A 20783-nucleotide genomic window follows, 5' to 3' on the forward strand; every position below is an offset into this window, starting at 1 on the left:
TTAGCGGGTTGTAAACCAGCAAAATATGGGCATGTGCATTGATGTAAGAAATGCTCCAATAATCAAAAAAATGCATGTGAACGTTTCTTTCTTGGGCATATTCGTGTTTTGTTTCTCGCAAGTCGTGGCAGAAAGGCAAAGGCTTAACCCATGCAGTTCGGTTAATTCAAAGCCAATTCCAACCATTATCCTGTTCAGGCAGTCGAGAAACATGTGCATAGAAACTGCTTTGAAGCCTTGGTCGCGCAAGGTTTCAGGGTGAAACGCGATTTTTTGGTAAGGAAGATTAGGAGTATTTACCTCATAACAATGTGGGCGTATTTGGGCTTGGATTGAACCATAGTCCCTTAGCTTATTGTTGAAAAGCGTGTTCCGTTTTCAGGTTCTGGTATTTGCCGGAAATGCACTTCTCTTTCCATTAATTTATTCAAAGCATAACACTAAGGAAGCACGTAATATGGGCATAATGCCATCTTTGCGGGCAATTGGGCTTTGGCCCAGGCATGTGCCAAACTATTCTCGGAATATCTGTTAGGGCAGACGGTCCTAATGATTTTTCATACAATCATTTTTAAGAACCCCGGTACGCAATCACCGGGGTTTGTTTATTCCCTCAAAAGCTTTAGAAGCACTCCATTTGTCCAGCCAAAACCATCTTGTACCGGATACTCGCCTCCACCGCTAAGCAGGCTTGTGTCAACCACGTTGTACTTTTCCATAAGCTTGCCCGTATTTTTAAAAACCTTAATATTCAGGGCTGTCCAGCGATTTTTAATGGTTGTGGCCAAATGGTCGTGGCCGTAATTTCTAAGTCCCCAAATGGCCATCCACTGCAATGGAGCCCAGCCGTTGGGGGCATCCCATTGCTCGCCAGACTCAAAGTTTGTGGTAAGCAGCCCACCATCTTTCAGTAGTTCTTGTGCCAGGGTATTGGCTACACTTTCGGCCTGTTGGGCAGAAGCGAGCTGAAAAGCCAGTGGATAGACAGCCGCGGCTGTCAGGCTTGTGGTTTGAGCCTCATGGTGGTGGTTAAAATCAAAGAAGTAGCCTTCAGAAGCATTCCAACAATATTGCTGAATGGCCTTAGCCCTGCTTTCTGCTCTTTGGGCATAGTTGGTGCCCAACTTGCCTTCTCCTTGCAGTACATAGGCTTTGCTAATCATCTTTTCCAGATGGTAGAGCAGGCAATTTAGGTCTACAGGTATCAGGTTGGTGGTATAAATGGTGGTGAGATCGTCAGGTACTTCGCACCATCGCGAACTAAAGTCCCAGCCGCTTTCACAGGCCGCCCGTATATTCAAAAGCGTTTGCTTACCCGCTTTCCCTTTTCGCTCAATTAATTCCACATCGTCTTGATACATTTCTGCTCTCGGACTGAAAATATTATCATAGTGCCGATTCAGTACTTCTCCATTCGGCATGAGAACTACTCGTTTGTAATTGGCTTGCGTTTTGGACAGTTCTTGTTCACCCTCCATCCAAAATTTATGTTCTTTTACCATGGCAGGTAAAAAATCTATAAGATACTTTTCTCCCTTTTCTTGTGCCAGCAGGCTTACCATAAGTGAAAAGAAGGGAGGTTGGGAGCGGCCTAGGTAGTATGTTCGGTTGCCATTGGGTATGAAGCCGAAATTTTCAATCATGTATGCAAAGTTTTTCACCATATGCTCCACCATGTCGGTTCGGCCACTTTCTACTAAACCCAGCATGGTAAAATAGCTATCCCAGTAATAGATTTCATTAAAGCGCCCGCCCGGAACTACGTAAGGATAGGGCAGAGGAATAAGCGTGGAAAAGTATTCCTCATTGTCGGGCTCACGGGCAAGAACAGACCATAAGCGTTCTATGTGATCTTCTACAGGCAGGGAGCTATCGCTTTGGTATTCTTTCCCTTGGCTTTGAGCACTCACAAAATAATTATTGAAGAAGGTTTTTAGGTCAAAATTGGGGTGGTTCTTTTCTTGCCTGTAGATGGCAAGTATATTGGCCGGATCTTCAATAGCATAGGCATCGGAAATCTCCTTGCCATCTGCCCACTGCCCGGAAGCATGCAAGTCAGTGAACAATTCTTTTAGGTCTTCCTCCAAAAAAATCAGTCGATTGGCCATAATCTTGTGGTTTTGAGCCATTCAAGTTACAAGGTTAACTTGTTCTTTTCCAAAGCGAGCCCTTGCGCATTTTACGATTTCTAAGCACGGAATGAGCTCTTTGCCAATGCATTGCAGCCTACACTTAAAAAAAAAATCTCAGGTTTGTAAGAATCGCCAGGTTAGAGGGTACTAATAGGTTGACAGGTTGAAATGACAGAAGTACAGCAGAAACAGATTTTTGAATCTTGGTTGGAAACCCACAAGGGTATCTTATTTAAGGTGGTGCGGTCGTACTGCGAGCAGGAAGAGGACCGCGAAGATTTGTTTCAGGAGATTGCTGTCAATGTCTGGAAATCGGTTAGCAATTTCAGGAACGACTGCGCGGTCTCTACCTGGGTTTATAGAATAGCACTTAATCAGGCTTTAAAATGGAAGCTGAAGAAAAGCAGGGATCAAAATAAAGCAGATAATGGTGAGGTGGTTCGAATTCTACAGCCTGCAGAAGAAAAGCCAGACCAAAGACTAGAATGGCTATATGGGCAAATTCAACAGTTGGATGAGATAGATCGCTCCCTTTGTTTGCTTTTGCTCGATGGATTCAGCTATAAAGAAATAGCTTCGATTGTTGGTATTTCTGAAAACTACGTGGGAGTGAAGATTAATCGAATAAAAAAGCACCTCACCGAACAGTCTAAAAAAATGTTGAACAATGGAATTTGATGAAATGAAAAAAATATGGGATGAACAGAGTCAAAAGGCGTTGTATGCCTTAGACGAGGAAGCGCTTCACAATAGGGTGATACAGCGTAAAAATAAAGCTGCTGCAGTGGCCGGGAGAAGTGAACAACTAATGATGGGGTCGCTGGTGTTTTGCACGCTGGTTATTTTGGGTGCCAGTCTCATCAAGTCGGATTTTCAGCTATTCCCTAGTCTGTTGGCCGTAATTACAATGGTATTGGCCGGAGTAATATACCTTAGAAGACAGCAACGACTGAACCATCAAAACACTTTCGATAAAAGCATATTGGGCGATATGAACGCGGCCATTGCCCATGCTGATTTTCAGGTCAGGCTATCGGCTATGGGTAAGTGGATTTATTTGGTGGTGGCTTTGCTGAGTATTGCCTCTGTTGTCGATGAGTGGGCAGAGTGGTACAAGGGAGCCTTATTGCTTCTGTTTTTTGTGGCCGGGTACTTTGGTGCCCGTTGGGAGCATAAAACCTTTTACGTGTCGCAGAAGCAAAAGCTTGAGCACATGCGCGAAAAACTCATCAGTTTGAAAGATGGAGCATCAGTCTAATGATCTTAAATCAGCAGCCGTTTCATTAGTAAATCGCGCTGCAGGTCGCCTCCCAATTTAAAAGGGTGGCTGCCAAATACCTCAAAGCCATGGCGTTTGTAGAAGGCTATGGCTTTATTGTTTTCTTCCCAAACACCCAGCCAAATGGCCATCAGCCCTTTATTTTTGGCTTCTTGCATTGCAAAATTCAATAGTAAAGTGCCAAGGCCCTTGCCCTGAACATGTCTTTTTAGGTATATGCGCTCAACTTCCATGGCATTGTCCAAAACCTGGTCTGACTGAGCTTTTTTCGTATTGAGCTTAAGATAGCCCACCGGCTCATCTGTATTTTTTAAAAAGTAAAAGTAACTGTCCGGGGTTTCCAGTTCGTTGCGCAATTGGTTGGCATCGAATGCCTTTTGCAAATAACCGTCAAAATCGGCCTGATGGTTCTTATCGCCAAATGCATCGGTAAAAGTCTCTATAGAAATAGATCTGAGCTCCTCTAGCTGCTCGATAGAAATCTTATCGATTCGATAGTTTTCCATAGACTTTGGGAATTTTAAAAATTACTTAACCGTCTAATATACAATTATAAGCTCTTGTGGAGGCTTACTTTTCGGGTCGCAAAAATATATTTTTTGAAAACGTGATCAATTCGGATTTGGCATTTGTGCCTAACCTGCTAATCATTTAAATTCCACCCATTCAAGTTTTGAGCATGGAAACAAACATTCGCAAATTCAATAAAATACTGGTGGCCAATCGTGGCGAAATTGCTATACGCGTACTGAGAGCAGCTTCTGAAATGAAGATTCGTACGGTGGCCATTTACACATACGAAGACCGTTATTCCCTCCATCGATACAAGGCCGATGAGGCTTATCAGATTGGAGACGATGATGATCCGCTCAAACCTTATTTGAATATTGATGAGATCATTGCTCTGGCCAAAAGGGAAGGGGTAGATGCTATACATCCCGGTTATGGGTTTCTTTCAGAAAACGTACACTTTGTAAGAGCTTGTAAAGCAGCCGGAATCACATTTGTTGGCCCCGAGCCGGAAGTAATGCAACGCTTGGGCGACAAGGTGCAGGCTAAAATTGTGGCCCGCAATGCCCAGGTGCCGCTTATTGAAGACAGTCAGGAGCCGCTCACAAGCAGTGCCATTGCTCTTAAAGAAGCAAAGCGAATTGGCTTTCCTGTAATGGTAAAGGCCGCAGCCGGTGGGGGAGGCCGCGGTATGCGGGTGGTACGCTCGGAAGATGAATTGGAGCGCGCTTTCAATGAGGCTCGTGGAGAGGCTGGAAAAGCCTTTGGAGACGATACTATCTTCATTGAAAAATTTATTGATAGCCCCAAGCACATTGAGGTGCAAATCATGGGCGATAATTACGGTAACCTTGTACACCTGTATGAGCGCGATTGCTCAGTGCAGCGCAGGTACCAAAAGGTTGTAGAAGTGGCTCCTTCCATAGGGCTAAAAGATGAAACTCGTGAAAAACTCTATGAGTATGCGCTGAGAATTACCCGCGAAGTGAATTACAATAATGTGGGTACAGTAGAGTTTCTGGTCGATGCCGATGAGCAGATTTACTTTATTGAAGTAAACCCAAGAGTACAGGTTGAACATACGGTGACTGAAGAAATTACAGGCATTGATATTGTTCGCTCTCAAATAGAAATAGCCCAGGGTTATCCGCTCGACCACCCTCGGATTTTCATCAAAAGCCAGGCCGATGTGCAGAAGAATGGTTTTGCCATTCAGTGCCGAATTACTACAGAAGACCCGGAAAACAATTTTAAGCCCGATTATGGCACCATTATAGCCTACCGGTCTCCGGGAGGGTTTGGTATTAGGCTAGATGCCGGTAACTGCTATGCCGGAGTAACCATATCGCCCTTTTTCGATTCGATGTTGGTGAAAATCACTGCTTCAGGACGCACGTTAAAAGGAGCTGCTCAAAGGCTGCAACGCGCACTTTCTGAGTTTAGAATACGAGGCGTAGTAACCAACAAAGGCTTTTTAGAGAATGTACTTAGTCATGAGACTTTCTTTACCGGAAAGGCCACAGTAAAGTTTATAGAAAATCATCCGGAGTTACTCCAGATGCCACGGTACATGAACCGGGCCACAAAGTTACTCAACTACCTGGGAGAGGTGGCCGTAAATGGCAATCCGAGCGTAAAGAAAATAGACCCTTCAGTAAAGTTGAGGGTACCGAAGGTTCCTGAGTTCGACCGTTTGGGAGCGTATCCTTCCGGCACCAGGCAAATTTTGGAAGAAAAGGGAGCCGAAGGATTGGCCAAGTGGATTAAAGAGCAGCCGCAAATCCTATTTACCGATACTACCTGGCGCGATGCCCATCAGTCGTTGTTGGCTACGCGAATGCGTTCGCTGGACATGCTCAAAGTGGCCGAAGGTTTTGCCAAAAATCAACCCAACGTATTTTCTTGGGAAATGTGGGGAGGGGCTACCTTCGATGTGAGTATGCGGTTCCTTTATGAAAACCCATGGGACCGGTTGAAGCGAATGCGTGCGGCAGCACCCAACATACTTATGCAAATGCTTATAAGAGGTTCCAACGGTGTAGGTTACAAAGCTTATCCGGATAACCTTATTGAGCGATTTATTGAGAAGTCGGCTGAGAATGGCATGGATATTTTCCGAATATTCGATTCTCTCAACTGGGTGGAGGCCATGAAGGTGAGCATTCGCACGGTTCGTGAGAGAACCAACTCAGTGGCAGAAGCTTGCATTTGCTATACGGGCGATGTGCTCGATAAGGAAAGCAAATACAACTTGCAGTATTATCTGGACATGGCTCGGGCACTGGAAGACGAAGGAGCCCATATTATAGCCATTAAAGATATGGCAGGTTTGCTAAAGCCCGAAGCAGCTACCGTATTGGTAAGTGCTCTTAAAGAAACGGTGAATTTACCCATTCACCTGCACACTCACGATACATCGTCCATGCAAGCCACCACATACTTTAAAGCCATAGAAGCTGGAGTAGATATTGTGGATGTAGCCATTGCTTCCATGTCAGGCCTCACTTCTCAACCCAATTTTAACTCGCTGGCAGCGGCACTCAAGGGGCATCCCCGAGACCCTAAGATTGATGTGCAAAACCTGAATAAGTATGCCAACTACTGGGAAGATGTGCGCGAATATTACTACCCCTTCGAAAGCGGTCTGAAGGCCGGCACAGCTGAGGTGTACGACCATGAGATACCGGGCGGGCAATACTCCAACCTAAGACCACAGGCTGCTGCTCTGGGCCTGGAGCATAAGTTTGAAGAGGTAAAGCGTAATTATGCGGTGGTCAACAAAATGTTTGGAGATTTAGTAAAGGTGACCCCGTCTAGCAAGGTGGTTGGCGACATGGCCATATTTATGACTTCTAACAACTTGACACCGGCCGATATACTGGAACGTGGCGAGACCCTCTCTTTTCCGGAGTCAGTCATTAGCTTGTTCAGGGGAGATCTGGGGCAAATGCCTGGAGGTTTTCCGCAAGAGCTTTCCAGAATTATTCTAAAAGGCGAAAAGCCATATACAGACCGGCCAAACGCACACCTGGAGCCCGTAGACTTTGATAAGGAGTTTAAAGCGTTTCAGCAAGAGTTCGACATTTACTGCGATGAGCTGGACTTTCTTTCGTACAAGTTATACCCCAAAGTTTTTAAGGATTTCTATCAGCATTGGCAAAACTATGGAGCCGTTTGGCAACTACCTACCAAGGCATTTTTCTTTGGCTTAAAGCCTAATGAAGAGGTGTTTGTGGAGATTGGGAAAGGCAAGCATATCATCATTAAGATGCTTTATATTGCTGAGCCCGATGAAAACGGAATGCGCAAAGTGTACTTTGAGCTGAATGGCCAAACACGGGTGATCGATGTTCGGGATCAGAACCTTAAAGTTACTAAGGTTGCCAACCGCAAGGTAGATGGTGAACATCAAGTAGGAGCACCTCTGCAGGGTAGAATTGCTGAAGTAAAAGTGAATGTCGGTGATACTGTAAAAGAAAATCAGGCTCTTTTTGTAGTTGAAGCTATGAAAATGGAGACAACAGTCTCAGCTCCTGAAGCCGGAAAGGTAAAGGCCATTTATCTCAAAGGCGGAGATATGGTTGAACAGGACGACCTGGTGGTTGAATTGGAATAGGTTTACGATTCCGGCAGTTGCCGATGATTGGGGAGAGTTGAAAAGGCTTTAGCTCTTTCGTTATCCCAACTGCCGGATTTTATCTCTCACACCCCAACTTCCGTCTTCCCAATTCCACCATTATGGAAAGATCTGCTAGGCTAGATCATGGGCAGATGCTTCGGCTTCGCTCAGCATGGAAACCAAAGTGTCCTCTTTTCACAGCTTTTCGCTTCCCGCTCCCGACTTCTGATTTCCGATTTCTGGTTTTTAATTTCTGTCTTCCTAGCTCCGAACTTCCGTCTTCCCAATTCCTCCATTATAGAAAGATCTGCTAGACTAGATCATCGGTAGATGCTTCGGCTTTGCTCAGCATGGAAACCAAAGTGTCCTCTTTTCACAGCTTTTCGCTTCCCGCTCCCGACTTCTGATTTCCGATTTCTGGTTTTTAATTTCTGTCTTCCTAGCTCCGAACTTCCGTCTTCCCAATTCCTCCATTATAGAAAGATCTGCTAGACTAGATCATGGGCAGATGCTTCGGCTTTGCTCAGCATGGAAACCAAAGTGTCCTCTTTTCACAGCTTTTCGCTTCCCGCTTCTGACTTCTGATTTCCGTCTTCCTAGCTCCGAACTTCCGTCTTCCCAATTCCTCCATTATAGAAAGATCTGCTAGACTAGATCATCGGTAGATGCTTCGGCTTCGCTCAGCATGGAAGCCAATGTGCCCGCTTTTCACAGCTTTTCGCTTCCCGCTTCCGACTTCTTATTTCCGATTTCTGGTTTTTGATTTCTGTCTTCCCACTAAAAGCAGTCGGTCCTCAAGAACATTAATGCTTACTCGCTCCTTAGTCCTTCCGTAGGGCTGGTGGTCATAACTTTACGAACCTGGGAAGAGATAGTCAGGGCAACCATTAGAATTACTACAGCCAGAGCCAGAGAAAAGGGTAACCAGGTGATGGGTACGTGAACAGCATATACAGAATCGAAAAGCATGGTTAACAAGTAGTAGCTAATGGGAATGCCTAAAATCAGGGCAATTATCAGAAACACAGCAAACTGCTTGTTTATCACATAGACAAGGTTTTTGAGGCGTGCTCCCAGGGCTTTTCTAATACTGAATTCTCTTACTCTACTGGCAACATTGAGAGAAACCAGCCCATAGAGGCCCAGGCAGGAGAGCAGTATACAGATGGTGGCTACATACTGCATCAGGCGACTATGCCCTTCAATATTTCTAAAATACCAGTCGAGTGAACTGGCCTGGTAATATCCGTCAAAGGGCTTGTCCGGAAAAAGTTCGGCCCAGGTTTTTTCCAGGTCTTCATAAGCACTGGTCAGGGAACCTTCATTCACCTTCATGGAAAAATAACGATACTGTTCTTCTTTGGCCAGCATAATAATCATGGGCTTTATGGGGTCATAAAAAGACCATTGATGAAAATCTTCAACTACTCCGGCCACCCGATAGGTAAGGCTATCTATTCTAAAGCTTTCACCCAAAGCCTTTTCCGGATTTAGCAAGCGCGCCATTTTCTGGTTCACCAATACATTCTGATAGTCGTTTTCGCGTTGAGCATCAAAGTTTCTTCCTTCCAAAAGTTTTAGTCCCAGCGTTTCTAAATAGTTGTGGTCTACGATTAGGCAGGGGATGTCGTACTTTTGATCAATCACCTGGACTATCTTATTGGAAGTAGATCGGTTGAGGTGCCCCATTGAGGCAGAAACAGACTCTACTCTGGGGTTTTGCTGCAAGGCATTGGTGAGTTGTTTTACTTGTGTGGCATCGCCCACAAAGGCCGAAATTACCCGGCTTTGATCATAGCCCCAATCCCGGTCTTTTTGGAATGCTGTGTTTTGAGTAAAGAGTATTCCACCCACTACGGCAATCAGGGCAAGAATGTATTGAAAGGTGAGGAAGATTTTGGTGAGTATATTTTTGCCACCAAACTTAAGGCTACCCCTGAAAATATTCACTGCGTTGAACCGCGAGATATAAAGGGCCGGATAGGCACCGGAGAGCAAACCTGTACTCACCACCAATACCAGCAGAAATATCCAAAGTTCGGGTTGGTTGGTGTGAAAATCGAGTCCCACATCGAACAGGCGATCGAACCCCGGAATGAGCAAGGTAATGGCCAAAATGAACCCAAAGACCAGAGCCAATAGTGTGAGTACTATGTTTTCTACTAAAAACTGAAAAACCAATGCCTTGCGTGTGCCACCCATTACCTTTCTAACCCCAATTTCTTTGAGCCTTTTTGTTGCGGAAACAATGGCAATGTTTATGTAATTGAATACAGCCAAAACCAAAACAAAGGCACCAATTACCGATAAGACTATTCGAGCTACCGAATCACCCTCACCGGTCATCACACTGCTCATGTCTTCTGCCTGAACAAACAAGTCGGTCCATGGAACAAAAGAGAAAGCAGTGGCGGGCCAGTCTTTTTGCACGGCATTCTGAGTTTTAATATGCTGTTGAACCGAACGCTCTACCTGCGCCACGGACTGAGGGTCGCTTGTTCTTATGTATACAGCATCGAGAAATCGGCTCCAATCGCTTAGGCTGTAGTCTGGGTCTATTACTTCCAGCTGGTCAAAGTTGACTAATACTTCAAAATTCAGGCTGCTTCTTCTGGGAAACTCCTGAGCTACGCCTGCTACTTCAAATGAAAACTTTCTTCCTTCAAAGTCAAAAGTCATCGACTTACCCAAGGCATTTTCTTCGCCAAAATATTTAACAGCAGCGTTATGGCTGAGAATGATTTGATTAGGTGTTTCTAAAGCTTCTTTTTGGCCGTAAGCCAGAGGAAAAGTGAACAATTCCAGAAATTCCGGGTCTACAAATGAGAAAGATTGGTTGAATACGTTTGGCCCCGATTTAAGTATGCCGCTTCTTCTTTCAACACGAACCACCTGACTAATTTGAGGGAAATCGTTTTGAAGAATGGCCGCATAGGGAGCCGGAACAATACCGTGATGCCCTACCTCTCCATTTCGGTTGAGATAGGAAGTAGCCAGGTATATTTCTTTTTTATTTTCATGAAACTGATCGATACTAAGATCCAGGTCTATGAAAGCATAGACCATGATGGCTACTCCGAGAGCTGTAGCCAGACCAAAAATATTGATGAATGAAGAAAGCGGGCTACGCTGTATAGCACGAAGTGTTGTTTTGAGATATGACCTGATCATGGAGCCTGAGTTTTTGATGGTATGAACGACAGATGCAACCATGCGCTTTAGGGTTGCACACTAGCCATCAGGCAACTGGTCTACTATTTTGGTTACTCAACGGCTTTTAACGGCAATTGAACGTAAGCCGGGCAGCGTGCCAAAGCAATTGAGTACTTTTAGTCCAATAGGCTTTGCTGGAATTTTAATCATCGATATCTTTTATGAAATGTTCGAAATACCAACATTTCTTAATTTAAAAAATGATTAACTAGCGCACTTTTTAAGAAAATTTGAAAAGAACAGAAGACGATAAGATCAATGTCCTTCTTATTTCTGAAGGAACCTATCCGTTTTACGGAGGAGGTATTTCTACATGGAGTCACATGTTGTGCGATAGGGTTTCTAACGTCCACTTTAATTTATACTCCATCAATGCCGGCTACATACCTAAGCCCATTTTTGAGCTAAGTCCTTCAGTAAAAGAGGTAATACAGGTACCTCTTTGGGCTCCCGATGAGCCGCAGGATTATGTGAGCTATAAGCGAGACTACTATAAGGTAGTGAGCAAAAAAGAAGAGACCACCAGCGAAGTAGTGCAAGAGCGGTTTATTCCCATTTTTGAGAAGTTCTTGCAAATGGTGTATGAGGGGTCTACTGACATGAAAGTGCTGGATGTGGTGTTCTATGAATTGTGGCTTTACTTTCAAGACTACGACTACAAACGCACCATGCAAGACCAGGCCGTTTGGGAAGCTTTTAAGTATGAAGCCACGCGCAAGACAGAAGAAGATGGCAGTTATGTGGCCTCTTTGTTCGATATTACCGTTGGGCTGCGTTGGCTCTATCGTTTTCTCATTCCGTTTTCTATTCCTATCAAGAAAATGGATTTGTGCCATATTACACTCTCGGGTTTTCCGCTCATTCCTGCACTGGTATTAAAATATAGATACGGTACACCGTTGATGATTACCGAACATGGGGTATACGTAAGGGAAAGATTGCTTTACATTAACCGGTCAGACTACAGTTACTTCATTAAGGATTTTCTGATCAGGCTTACAGAAACCATAACAAGGCTCTCCTACTATAAGGCCGATAAAATTCTATCGGTAAACAAGTTTAACATTACCTGGGAGCTCATGTATGGCGCCAGCGAAGATAAAATTGAAATTACTTACAACGGGGTAGACCATGAGAAATTTACTCCCCGCCAAAAACCTGAGCACTTAAGGGGGATACCTACCGTGGTGGCTGCCGCACGAATTTTTGAATTGAAGGATGTGCTCACCATGATTCGCTCATGCGATGTGGTTCGGAAGAAGATACCCAATGTGAGATACCTGGTGTATGGCGATAAGAATGCGGTGCCGGAATATACCGAGCAATGCGAAAACCTGATTAAGCAATTAAAGCTGGAGAACAACTTCTTCTTAATGGGGTATCATAGTGAGCCCCACCTCATATTCAGTGAGGGAGATATATCCATTCTCACCTCTATTTCAGAAGGGTTTCCTTTCACGGTAATTGAATCTATGAGCTGTGGGGTGCCGGTGGTGGCAACCGATGTGGGTGGAGTAGCCGAAGCAATAGATGAGGGTTCGGGCTTTGTGTGTAAACCCAGAGACCCTGAAGCCATTGGTAAAAGGGTAATTCAGTTGTTGGAAGATGAAGAACTTAGAAAGACCATGAGTGTACACGCCCGAAAGCGGGTTATGGAAAACTTTACGCTCGATATTTTTATAGAATCTTATGAGCGTATTTATGAGGAGGTTTACCAGAAACAACAACCAAAGAAGCAGAAGATAAAGAAGGAGTTGAGCTTATGACACATACGCAGAAAATAGAGCAATTGGGATATGATGTTTATGATAAACTGGGCAAGCCGGTCAATGTGAATGTGGTGCGTGCCATGCTAGAATCTATGAGCATTAGAGCCATAGATGCTAAGCAAGACTATGGCATAGACGACCTTCAGGAATTGGCTCAACTGGTTTATGATCAGATAACCAATCCTCGTTTTCTGGAAGAAAACCCTAGCCAGCTGCCTGTAAATGAACAGTTCAGAGCAGACTTTACCTCTGCGACAGACTACCTGAAAATAAAAACCAGGTACTTCTTTTATTACTATCCGCTCGGTTTGTTTCATGGTGTTCCTGTGTTTTTGCAAATAGCTACCATCATCGTATTTGGGTATTCTATGTGGACCTACGTAGGTTTTAACCAGTTGCAATCTACGGCTGTGGTGTTGGGAGTAATTTTCGGACTGATCGGCACAGGAGGTTTTGTGCAGGTAATAGGTAGGCAGGTTTCTCACTATTGGTTTAGCAAAGACTTTCATATGGCGCGAAAGAGCACCATTATGGTTATTCGCGATGGGTTACTTTTTATGGGGGTGCTCTGCGTTTTGGCATTGGTGCTTAATTTCTTTGCCAATTTTTATCCGTATAAATTTTTGTGGTTGGTGTATGCCTATGCCTACTCCATTGGGTTGTTGTTATTGCTTTCGGCAGTGTTTCACCCCCTCAAAGAGCGGTGGTTCATTACGGTGGCATTTATTTTGGCAGCGGGGCTTTCTTTGGTACTACACCTGTACACCAGCCTGGAAACCTATTATACACATTGGATAGGCATCTGGACGGCCATAGCCCTTATGGTACTTTACCTCAACTGGTTTTTTAAACGAAAAGTGAGTAGAACCAAAGTGTTCAACCGGGCCACCAGCAAAACGGCTGTAATGGTTTACCGCAACTATCGCTACTTCTTTTACGGGTTCGTTTTCTTCATTTTCATTTTTACCGATCGTTTTTTGGCGTGGTCCACATCAGACGATGGAGCTTTGCCATACATTCTCTATTATGAAAAAGATTATGAAATAGGCATGGATATAGCCATTCTCATTTTCTTTCTTTTGGTGGGGGTGTTGGAGTTTGGTATTGCTTCGTTTAGCACAATCAGCGACCTGCTACAGAAACAGATTCCTTATAATCAGGCCAAGGTGTTTAACAGACGATCGCTCAAAATGTACTGGGAACATGTGCTCATATTGCTCATTGTGGGAGCGGTTATGACCTTTTTGCTTTACCTCATTATCTGGGAAAGGCTGGGCTATCAGCGGGCGTTCGATCAGGTATTGAATACGGTGAGTATTAAAGTAAGTATTATTGGAGGGCTGGGCTATATTCTTGTGGCTTGGGGCATGCTCAATTCACTTTATTTATTTACGCTCAACAAACCAACACAGCCGCTCAATGCGCTGCTTTTAGGGTTGTTGGTCAATGTATTGGTGGGGCTGGCGGCAAGCCGTCTTATCTCTTATGAATACAGTGTGGTAGGCATGTTTGCCGGTTCGGCCGTATATATGCTCATGACACTGCGCACAACGTTACAATTTTTCCGAAATCTCGACTATTACTACTATGCCGCGTATTAAAAAAATGGCCTCATTTCTGGCTCTGTTTTCTTTTACGAGCCTCTTTTGCCAAGAGCCACCAAAAGCTTCAGTATTGGTGTGCTATGGCGATATCAATGCCGATAGAATCAGAAATTTTAAATATGTAATTCTGGAGTCGGAACAATACAACCCCTTTGATATACGCCTAATGAAAGAAACCAACGAGCTGGTGTTGGGTTACATTAGTGTGGGAGAGGTAAGCACGGCCCGATATTACTTTCCGGAGCTAAAAGACCGAACCCTGGGCAAAAATAGCTTATGGGACAGCTATTATCTTGATTTGGCCGATCCGGTGACCCAAAATGCGCTTATGGGCCTGGTCGACCGGATAAAGCAAAAGGGTTTTGATGGCCTTTTTCTGGATACGGTTGATGCTTATGGCCCCTGGGGGCCACATCCGGAGAAAGTAGGGGCCTATGTGGAGTTTATTAGTCGTGTCAAAGAGAAATACCCCGATTTTCATTTAATGCAAAACTCAGGGGTTTCTATCACCCCCCGAACCAAAGACTTTATCAATTCGGTTGCTCTGGAATCGGTAATTACCGACTATAACTTTGAAAAATCGGATTATCGTATGCGCAGGCTAAGCGAATACAATGAGCGTGTGGCCGGGCTTAAGAATGTAGAAGAAAAATATAACCTGCCCATTGTGCTTATTGAATATGCCAATACAAAGAGCATGTTCAATCGGGTGAGAAACCAGGCCACGGCATTGGGTTGGGATTATTTTATTGGAAACATAGGTTTAGAAGAATTGCCAAGGTTTAAATGAACATACCCTACATAGATACCATCTTTCTCGGCATAGTCAGGCTGCTGCTGTGGGTGTTCTTCCTGTATTTGCTCAAACGCTTGTTCATTAAAGACAAGCCATCGCAAAACCAGGTGAAGACCATGGGTAACTATTGGGCAGTTTTCGGAAGTGTGGTTTTGGTGCTTATCTATGTGCTTGTGCAGGTAAACAGCTACGACCTGCTGACCATCATTGCCTTTATGATTTTCTTCTTTGGCTTTCGGCTGATTGGCGTAAAACAACTCAAGCTGAAAAATAACCTTTGGCTTAGGAGGCGAAAGGCCATACTTATCAATGTAATTGAGAACATTGAAGATAAGGAGCCGATTATTGATGTACGAAAGGCCAAAGCCAATAAACGCTTTTCGGTAAAGGCAGGCTTTTATTTTGCCACACTGGCTTGCTTTACGGCCATGATGGTTCGCTTCTACCTGATGCAGTTTGATAACTATCAGCTTTCGGCCGCCTGGTTTCAGGAGCTCAAAATTCTGGACGGACTCAGTGATCAGCGTTGGTTCAACAACGAGATGGTTATGACAGGCCAGTATGCTTTAATGAGCTTCTATGGCCTTATTACCGGTATAAGTGCCGAAATGGCTCTTGAGTCCTTTGGTCTTTTCCAAATATTCATTTTATGCTTCGTTATTTTTTGGTTTATCGATGCCATGACCAACAGCTTGGTTACCATTCCGCTTTTAGGTACCCTGGCTTTTGCTCTATTCTTTAACCTGGTACCCATCAACCTCACACAAATAACCCACAGCAAGTCCACCTTTATGGCCATGACTTTCTTTTTGCCGGCCTTAATATTTATTCGGAAACCCTGGGTGCTTTATAAGAATAAACGAAGTAATTATTTCTGGCAAATGCTGGTTATTTTCTGTGCCATTGCGCTTATAGACCTGTTTACATTACTTATTCTTTTGCCTCCCTACTTCATGGTGGTAATACCATTTATTCGAAGAGGATACTGGAAATTCTTTATGCAATCTTTTTGGGCTTATTTGGGGGCCTACGTCTTCATACTAGGCTCTTTTGCCCTTTCGGCTTATAATAATGATACGGATTTCTTTCTTTTTCTTCGATCCAATCTTCTTTCAGTTAGTTCTACCACCACTACCGGTAACATGATATTGTCTTACGATACCCTCATCTGGATATTCCAGGGCATATCCTTAGTGGGGGGTGTGGTCATGTTCTTTCTCTATCGCGACCATGAACGCAAGTGGGCCAGCCCGCTCGCCTTCATTATTTATGTAAATGTAATGATACTCTACAGCACCATGGGTTTTGAGTATTTCGATAGAGACCTGTTCAATGAAATATTGCCGGTGTTGGTAGCATGCGCTCTCAGCCTTGTTTTCTACATCATTTACTACTATTTCAACACTCGCTTAACTCGTGTAGAAATCCCTGACAAGGTTTCGGTGCCACTGATTTTTGCCTTGTTTTTAGTAACAGCCTATTACAGCCAGCCTGAGCTGGTGAACCGTACCTCTAAAACCAACTCACTGAGTAAAACCATACTAGAGGCCTATCAGAATATTAAGGCCAGTTTTATACCCTACGGGTATGCCGTGGTAAATGCAAGCAATATGCTGCCCATGAGTAGAGACTCTCATATATTCATTGGCTACGATGATTTTCTCAATGCTTACCCCGAGCGAGACTCTGTTTATTTTGAGTACAAAGACGACAAGGAATTTCTGCGGCTCAACACAGAGTACATTTTGCCGAATAGCGTGCTCGTTTTTATTTATCATAATGTATCGGATGAGTTTAGGCGTAAGGTGCGCATTGAAGAGGAGGTACAAGACGATGTAGTGCGATTGGTCAATGACCTAAGATTACGAGGAAGACCTATACGTCTCTTCTATGAAAAGGATAATTTAAGGGTCTATGAAATTGTGAATAAACCCAAAGAAGCAAGAATTAAAGAGTTGTTGTGAGTAAGAAGGCTTTCACCGGTTGTGTAGTTAAATGGCTTTTACTAGTACTTGTAGTGCTTGTTCAGGCTTGTTCTGACGATGAAAAGAACGAGCCCAGAAAGAAAGTACAGGTAGTGGATAATCAGCCCATTGTGCTGTACCTGATTGACTCTACCCATGAGATGAGCCGGCCCTATGCCAAAGAACTGGCCAAAGTTTTCGATTACAATAAAATACCCTACGCCACTCAGGAGCTACCTGATTATGCAGACGACCCCTACATAGATCCTTCCGTTAGGGTGGTTTATATAAATACCACTCAAAACCTGGATGATCTGGGCAGAGAAATATTGGTGGAGTTTGTGGCCATGGGGGGTACATTGGTGTTTCCAAGCCTCAATGAAGACCCCAATGGTGGTTTCCTTTCGGGTATAGATGTGGGAGCCGACTTTATGTATGATCTGGAGTCGCAAGGGATTCACTTTGTAAAGAACATGGTGCCCGGTATGGAAGGAAAGTCTATTTATCCTCAGAAGAAAAATATTGGGCTCAAGCGCGAAAGTTTTAAAGACTCCATCAATGTGCTAGCCACTGCCGCTACGGATCCTACCCAGCCGCTCATTTTTGAACATTATATAGGTGCCGGCAGAGTGGTGCATTTCAATACCAATATGGTTTTTGAAAAGCCCGACAGGGGTCTGCTCTTTGCTCCGGCACTAAAAGGCCTGCAGGGAGTGCCATATCCTATTGTGAGTGTAGGAGCTATTTTCATAGACGATTTCCCCAGCCCACTCTACGACTATAAGGCCGAGCCAATAGCCAGCGAATTGGATATTACCCAGGCCGAGTATGTAATGGATGTATGGTGGCCCGATATGCTCAAAGTAGCCGAACAGTTCAATATCGATTATTCGGCCTATCCCTGTTTTAACTACGACCGAATAAAACAACCGCCATTTATTTTCAGAGAATGGGATATGCACCGTTCCATACGCGATGGCAAAGAGGTTATTAGTGCTAACTGGATGACTAAACAGGTGATCAAACACAAGTTTGAAATGGCCTTTCATGGCTATAACCACGAGTCGTTGGTAGATACCATTTGGAGAAACCCGGAATATATGGAAGGGGCACTTATTGCGGCCCGGAAAAAATGGAGAGTGAACGGCTTTGGCCCCTTTCCGGTAACCTATGTGCCACCTTCGAACGATATCGATAGCATTGGACTGGTTCACCTGGCCAATGCTATGCCCGAAATTGAGTTTATGTGTTCTATTTACGAGGGCGATTTCTACGAAGGAGGCGAAAGAGAATACGATGTAGACCCTCTTGAGCCGAGACTGTTCGATTTTCCGAGGGTTTCCAGCGGCTATGTGTTTAGCGATTTTAAAACCTACAGTTGGCAATCGCTATACCTTTTTACCGGCATCTGGTCGCATTTCATTCACCCTGATGATATTTACCAACTCCCCGTTGAGAGCAATACCAGTGCAGGAGATTATGCATACAGAAATGCCGAGCGATTGGGGTGGTATACCTCCAGCAACAACCGAAAGGGGATGCTCACACGTTGGGTAGAGTACCTGGAAGAGGTAACGGAGACTCACCCCTCTATGCGCTTTTTAGATGTGGCAACCGGTGCTACCATTACCCGCGATTGGCGCAACAGCAAGTATGAGTATATACCCAATGGAGATACCTATAACGTAAAAAAGGTCAGTGCTAACAAATGGAAGAAGAAGCACTTTTTTTGGAATGTATTCGTAGAAAAGACCAATCAACAACTGCTTCAGGAAGAACTACAACGCAAAGGTCTCAATTACACCAAAACGCCCGTTATGGGAGGATATCTGCTTACGGTAGAAACGCCTGAAGCCGCCATTGCCTTTAGCGAAGGACTGCGATTTAAGAATACTCGTCAGTACTCCTTAGATGAAATATTTTCTGACATTAAAGATCAGTTCAAGGGCTACGAAGAAAAAAGAAAAACCATTGTGCAGGAGGTAGACGAAGGGGAGTATGTGGAGGAAATTGAGCTTCCGGTTACCGTAGAAGACTCGGTGCAATATTTCGTGGAAAACGAAAATCTGGATGCCGCCACCAACATCTTGTTGCGTCAGCTCAGGGAGAGTACTCAACCCGATACGGCTATTTTTAGCCAGTATGCACTGTATTTGGCTTATAACGAAAAGCCTCAGGAGGTATGGGGCTTTCTGGAAAATACCTACAAAGAGTCGCCCAAAACAGCTATGGTTTACCTCAATCATTACCTGGCTACAGAAGCCTACCCCAACGAAGAGCTCAACGAACTATGGCTGAGAAGAAAGATTGAGCGCGCCCCTACCAATATGGAGCTCATAAAAGAATACATGCAGTATTTCTATACCGACCAATACAAAGAGCAGGTAAAAGAAATGCTGGTAAATGCTCAAGAGGGCAATAGTGCGGAAGAGGCCTATGCTCTTTATGTACGTTATCTGATTGACTGGGAACCCGAAGAGCTGCATAGAGAACTGGTGAACAAAAGCCCCGAGAGATACCCAAAACTCTTGCCCATGGCCACTTCTATAGCCTATGCATTTTCAGACAATGGCATGTTGCAAGATGCCCTTTTGTGGGCCGAATACAGCAATGAGATAAGCATGCTTACCCAATTGCAGTGGTGGGCCGACCTGGAAGCCTTTAATAAGATGGAGACGGTATACCTCCGATACATTAAGAACAACCCCAATGATGAAGAGGTGAAGAGCTTTGTGGCCAACACATGGTTTGATATTGGGGAGTTCGAAAGAGCCGGTTTAGTGGCTAAATCCATGAACAACCCGTTGAAAAAAGACAGCTTAAGAGAGCGCATAAACCCCGAAGCACAATACTTTGAGAGCGATGTTCAAAAATTCATGATTCTCAATACGCCCGGTGTATTCTACCCCGATACATTGCAAAACTTACTTATGCGTCTGAGGTATAACGAACATGCTTCAGTAGAATATACGACCGACTTTGTGGAGGATAACTTCAATCAGTCGGTGTGGAACAATATGGTTACCCTCCATATGAAAACACGCAAGCTCAACCAGCACAGCCTTTCGGTTACCTATAGTGATGTTTCAGACCTGGTCATTAATACATTCGATGCCAACAACGTGGCGCATCAATTGTATGGTTTGCGATACCGCTACCAAACCAGAGAGAATACAGATAAGCCCATTTTCTATGCCTTGGCCGGTTTAGAGAAAGACGATTTGTCTAACACCTTCTTTTCACTGGGGGCAGGAATATCACAGGCCAACGAAAAGTCTTTTAAGTCCATTGGCTACACCTTTAGCCCGGTAAAAACGGGTCCGGCCATAAGTAGAGAAATTTATTGGGGCGAACTGGTTGGCTACTATGAAAGAGGCTACAATAAGGCCTGGCAAACCTCTCTGTCGCCCGTGCTTTCTCACTACACTACCGGAGTCTACGAAGGAGCCGTTACCGGACGCCTTTTCTATAATATTAAGCCCCTTAACAAGTCTCGGTTTTCACCATTTGCTGAGGCATTTGGTTCGGTATCTAATGGCATGCAAGAAGGTGGTAACCCCTTCTGGGTAGTAGAGCGAAGGTTCTATGGAGGAGGAGGTTTGGCCTGGAATTACGGTAGAGACCAAACCAGAAAGCCATACATGCGTGTGGAGGCAGGAGCCTTTTACGATACCTATACCGGAAACTTCCTTAGAATTACCGGCAATTTCGCCTTCCCTATAAAGAAATATACTTTCGTTACCGGGCAGTTTGAGTTTTACAACCAGGCCCTTTATTACTCCAATGGCTTTCAGTTAGGTATAAGGCACTTCTTTAGAAGAAGAAAACCATATTACGTGAAGCCAAGGGAATATGACGACTGGTACGATGAGTAATAAAGCCCTTTCCATACCCCTT

At 44.3% G+C, this 20783-nt stretch carries 11 protein-coding genes; 8 read left to right on the forward strand and 3 right to left on the reverse strand.

Translation table 11 applies throughout. The features are described from left to right. Positions 1-605: 605 nt before the first annotated feature. Positions 606-2108, reverse strand: coding sequence for an alpha,alpha-trehalase TreF (gene treF, locus IE164_RS11740; protein ID WP_189630428.1), 1503 nt, complete (start codon positions 2106-2108; stop codon positions 606-608). A 192-nt stretch (positions 2109-2300) separates the two neighbouring features. Between treF and IE164_RS11745 the strand changes: the two genes are divergently transcribed. Next, entirely contained in the window at positions 2301-2810 is a 510-nt protein-coding gene (locus IE164_RS11745; RefSeq protein ID WP_189630429.1) for an RNA polymerase sigma factor, read from the forward strand. 4 nt (positions 2811-2814) lie between these two features. Further along, positions 2815-3390, forward strand: coding sequence for a hypothetical protein (locus IE164_RS11750; RefSeq protein ID WP_189630430.1), 576 nt, complete (start codon positions 2815-2817; stop codon positions 3388-3390). A gap of 5 nt (positions 3391-3395) precedes the next feature. Here IE164_RS11750 and IE164_RS11755 read toward each other — a convergent pair whose 3' ends face one another. Beyond that, positions 3396-3917: a GNAT family N-acetyltransferase gene (locus IE164_RS11755; protein ID WP_189630431.1), complete on the reverse strand. Its 522-nt coding sequence runs from the start codon at positions 3915-3917 to the stop codon at positions 3396-3398. 173 nt (positions 3918-4090) lie between these two features. Between IE164_RS11755 and IE164_RS11760 the strand changes: the two genes are divergently transcribed. Further along, positions 4091-7537 (forward strand): pyruvate carboxylase, encoded by a 3447-nt coding sequence (locus IE164_RS11760; RefSeq protein WP_189630432.1) that lies wholly within the window; start codon positions 4091-4093, stop codon positions 7535-7537. A gap of 813 nt (positions 7538-8350) precedes the next feature. Here IE164_RS11760 and IE164_RS11765 read toward each other — a convergent pair. Beyond that, positions 8351-10711 (reverse strand): ABC transporter permease, encoded by a 2361-nt coding sequence (locus IE164_RS11765; protein WP_189630433.1) that lies wholly within the window; start codon positions 10709-10711, stop codon positions 8351-8353. A gap of 272 nt (positions 10712-10983) precedes the next feature. On the opposite strand from IE164_RS11765, the gene pelF reads away from it, so the two are divergent. The 5 genes from pelF to IE164_RS11790 are packed head-to-tail and all read left to right on the forward strand — an operon-like array spanning position 10984 to position 20761. Beyond that, the gene (pelF, locus tag IE164_RS11770; RefSeq protein WP_189630434.1) at positions 10984-12519 is read left to right on the forward strand and encodes a GT4 family glycosyltransferase PelF; all 1536 of its coding nucleotides are present in this window, start codon (positions 10984-10986) and stop codon (positions 12517-12519) included. After that, positions 12516-14123, forward strand: a complete 1608-nt coding sequence (locus tag IE164_RS11775; RefSeq protein WP_189630435.1) for a hypothetical protein — start codon at positions 12516-12518, stop codon at positions 14121-14123. Before pelF ends, IE164_RS11775 begins: the two co-directional genes overlap by 4 nt. Continuing rightward, positions 14110-14916, forward strand: a complete 807-nt coding sequence (locus tag IE164_RS11780) for an endo alpha-1,4 polygalactosaminidase (protein ID WP_189630436.1) — start codon at positions 14110-14112, stop codon at positions 14914-14916. Before IE164_RS11775 ends, IE164_RS11780 begins: the two co-directional genes overlap by 14 nt. Further along, positions 14913-16886, forward strand: coding sequence for a hypothetical protein (locus tag IE164_RS11785; protein WP_189630437.1), 1974 nt, complete (start codon positions 14913-14915; stop codon positions 16884-16886). The genes IE164_RS11780 and IE164_RS11785 overlap by 4 nt, the downstream gene beginning before the upstream one ends. Beyond that, positions 16883-20761: a DUF2194 domain-containing protein gene (locus tag IE164_RS11790; RefSeq protein WP_189630438.1), complete on the forward strand. Its 3879-nt coding sequence runs from the start codon at positions 16883-16885 to the stop codon at positions 20759-20761. Before IE164_RS11785 ends, IE164_RS11790 begins: the two co-directional genes overlap by 4 nt. Positions 20762-20783 lie beyond the last annotated feature (22 nt).

The sequence above is a fragment of the Roseivirga thermotolerans genome, from assembly GCF_014653175.1.
Classification (GTDB): domain Bacteria; phylum Bacteroidota; class Bacteroidia; order Cytophagales; family Cyclobacteriaceae; genus Roseivirga; species Roseivirga thermotolerans.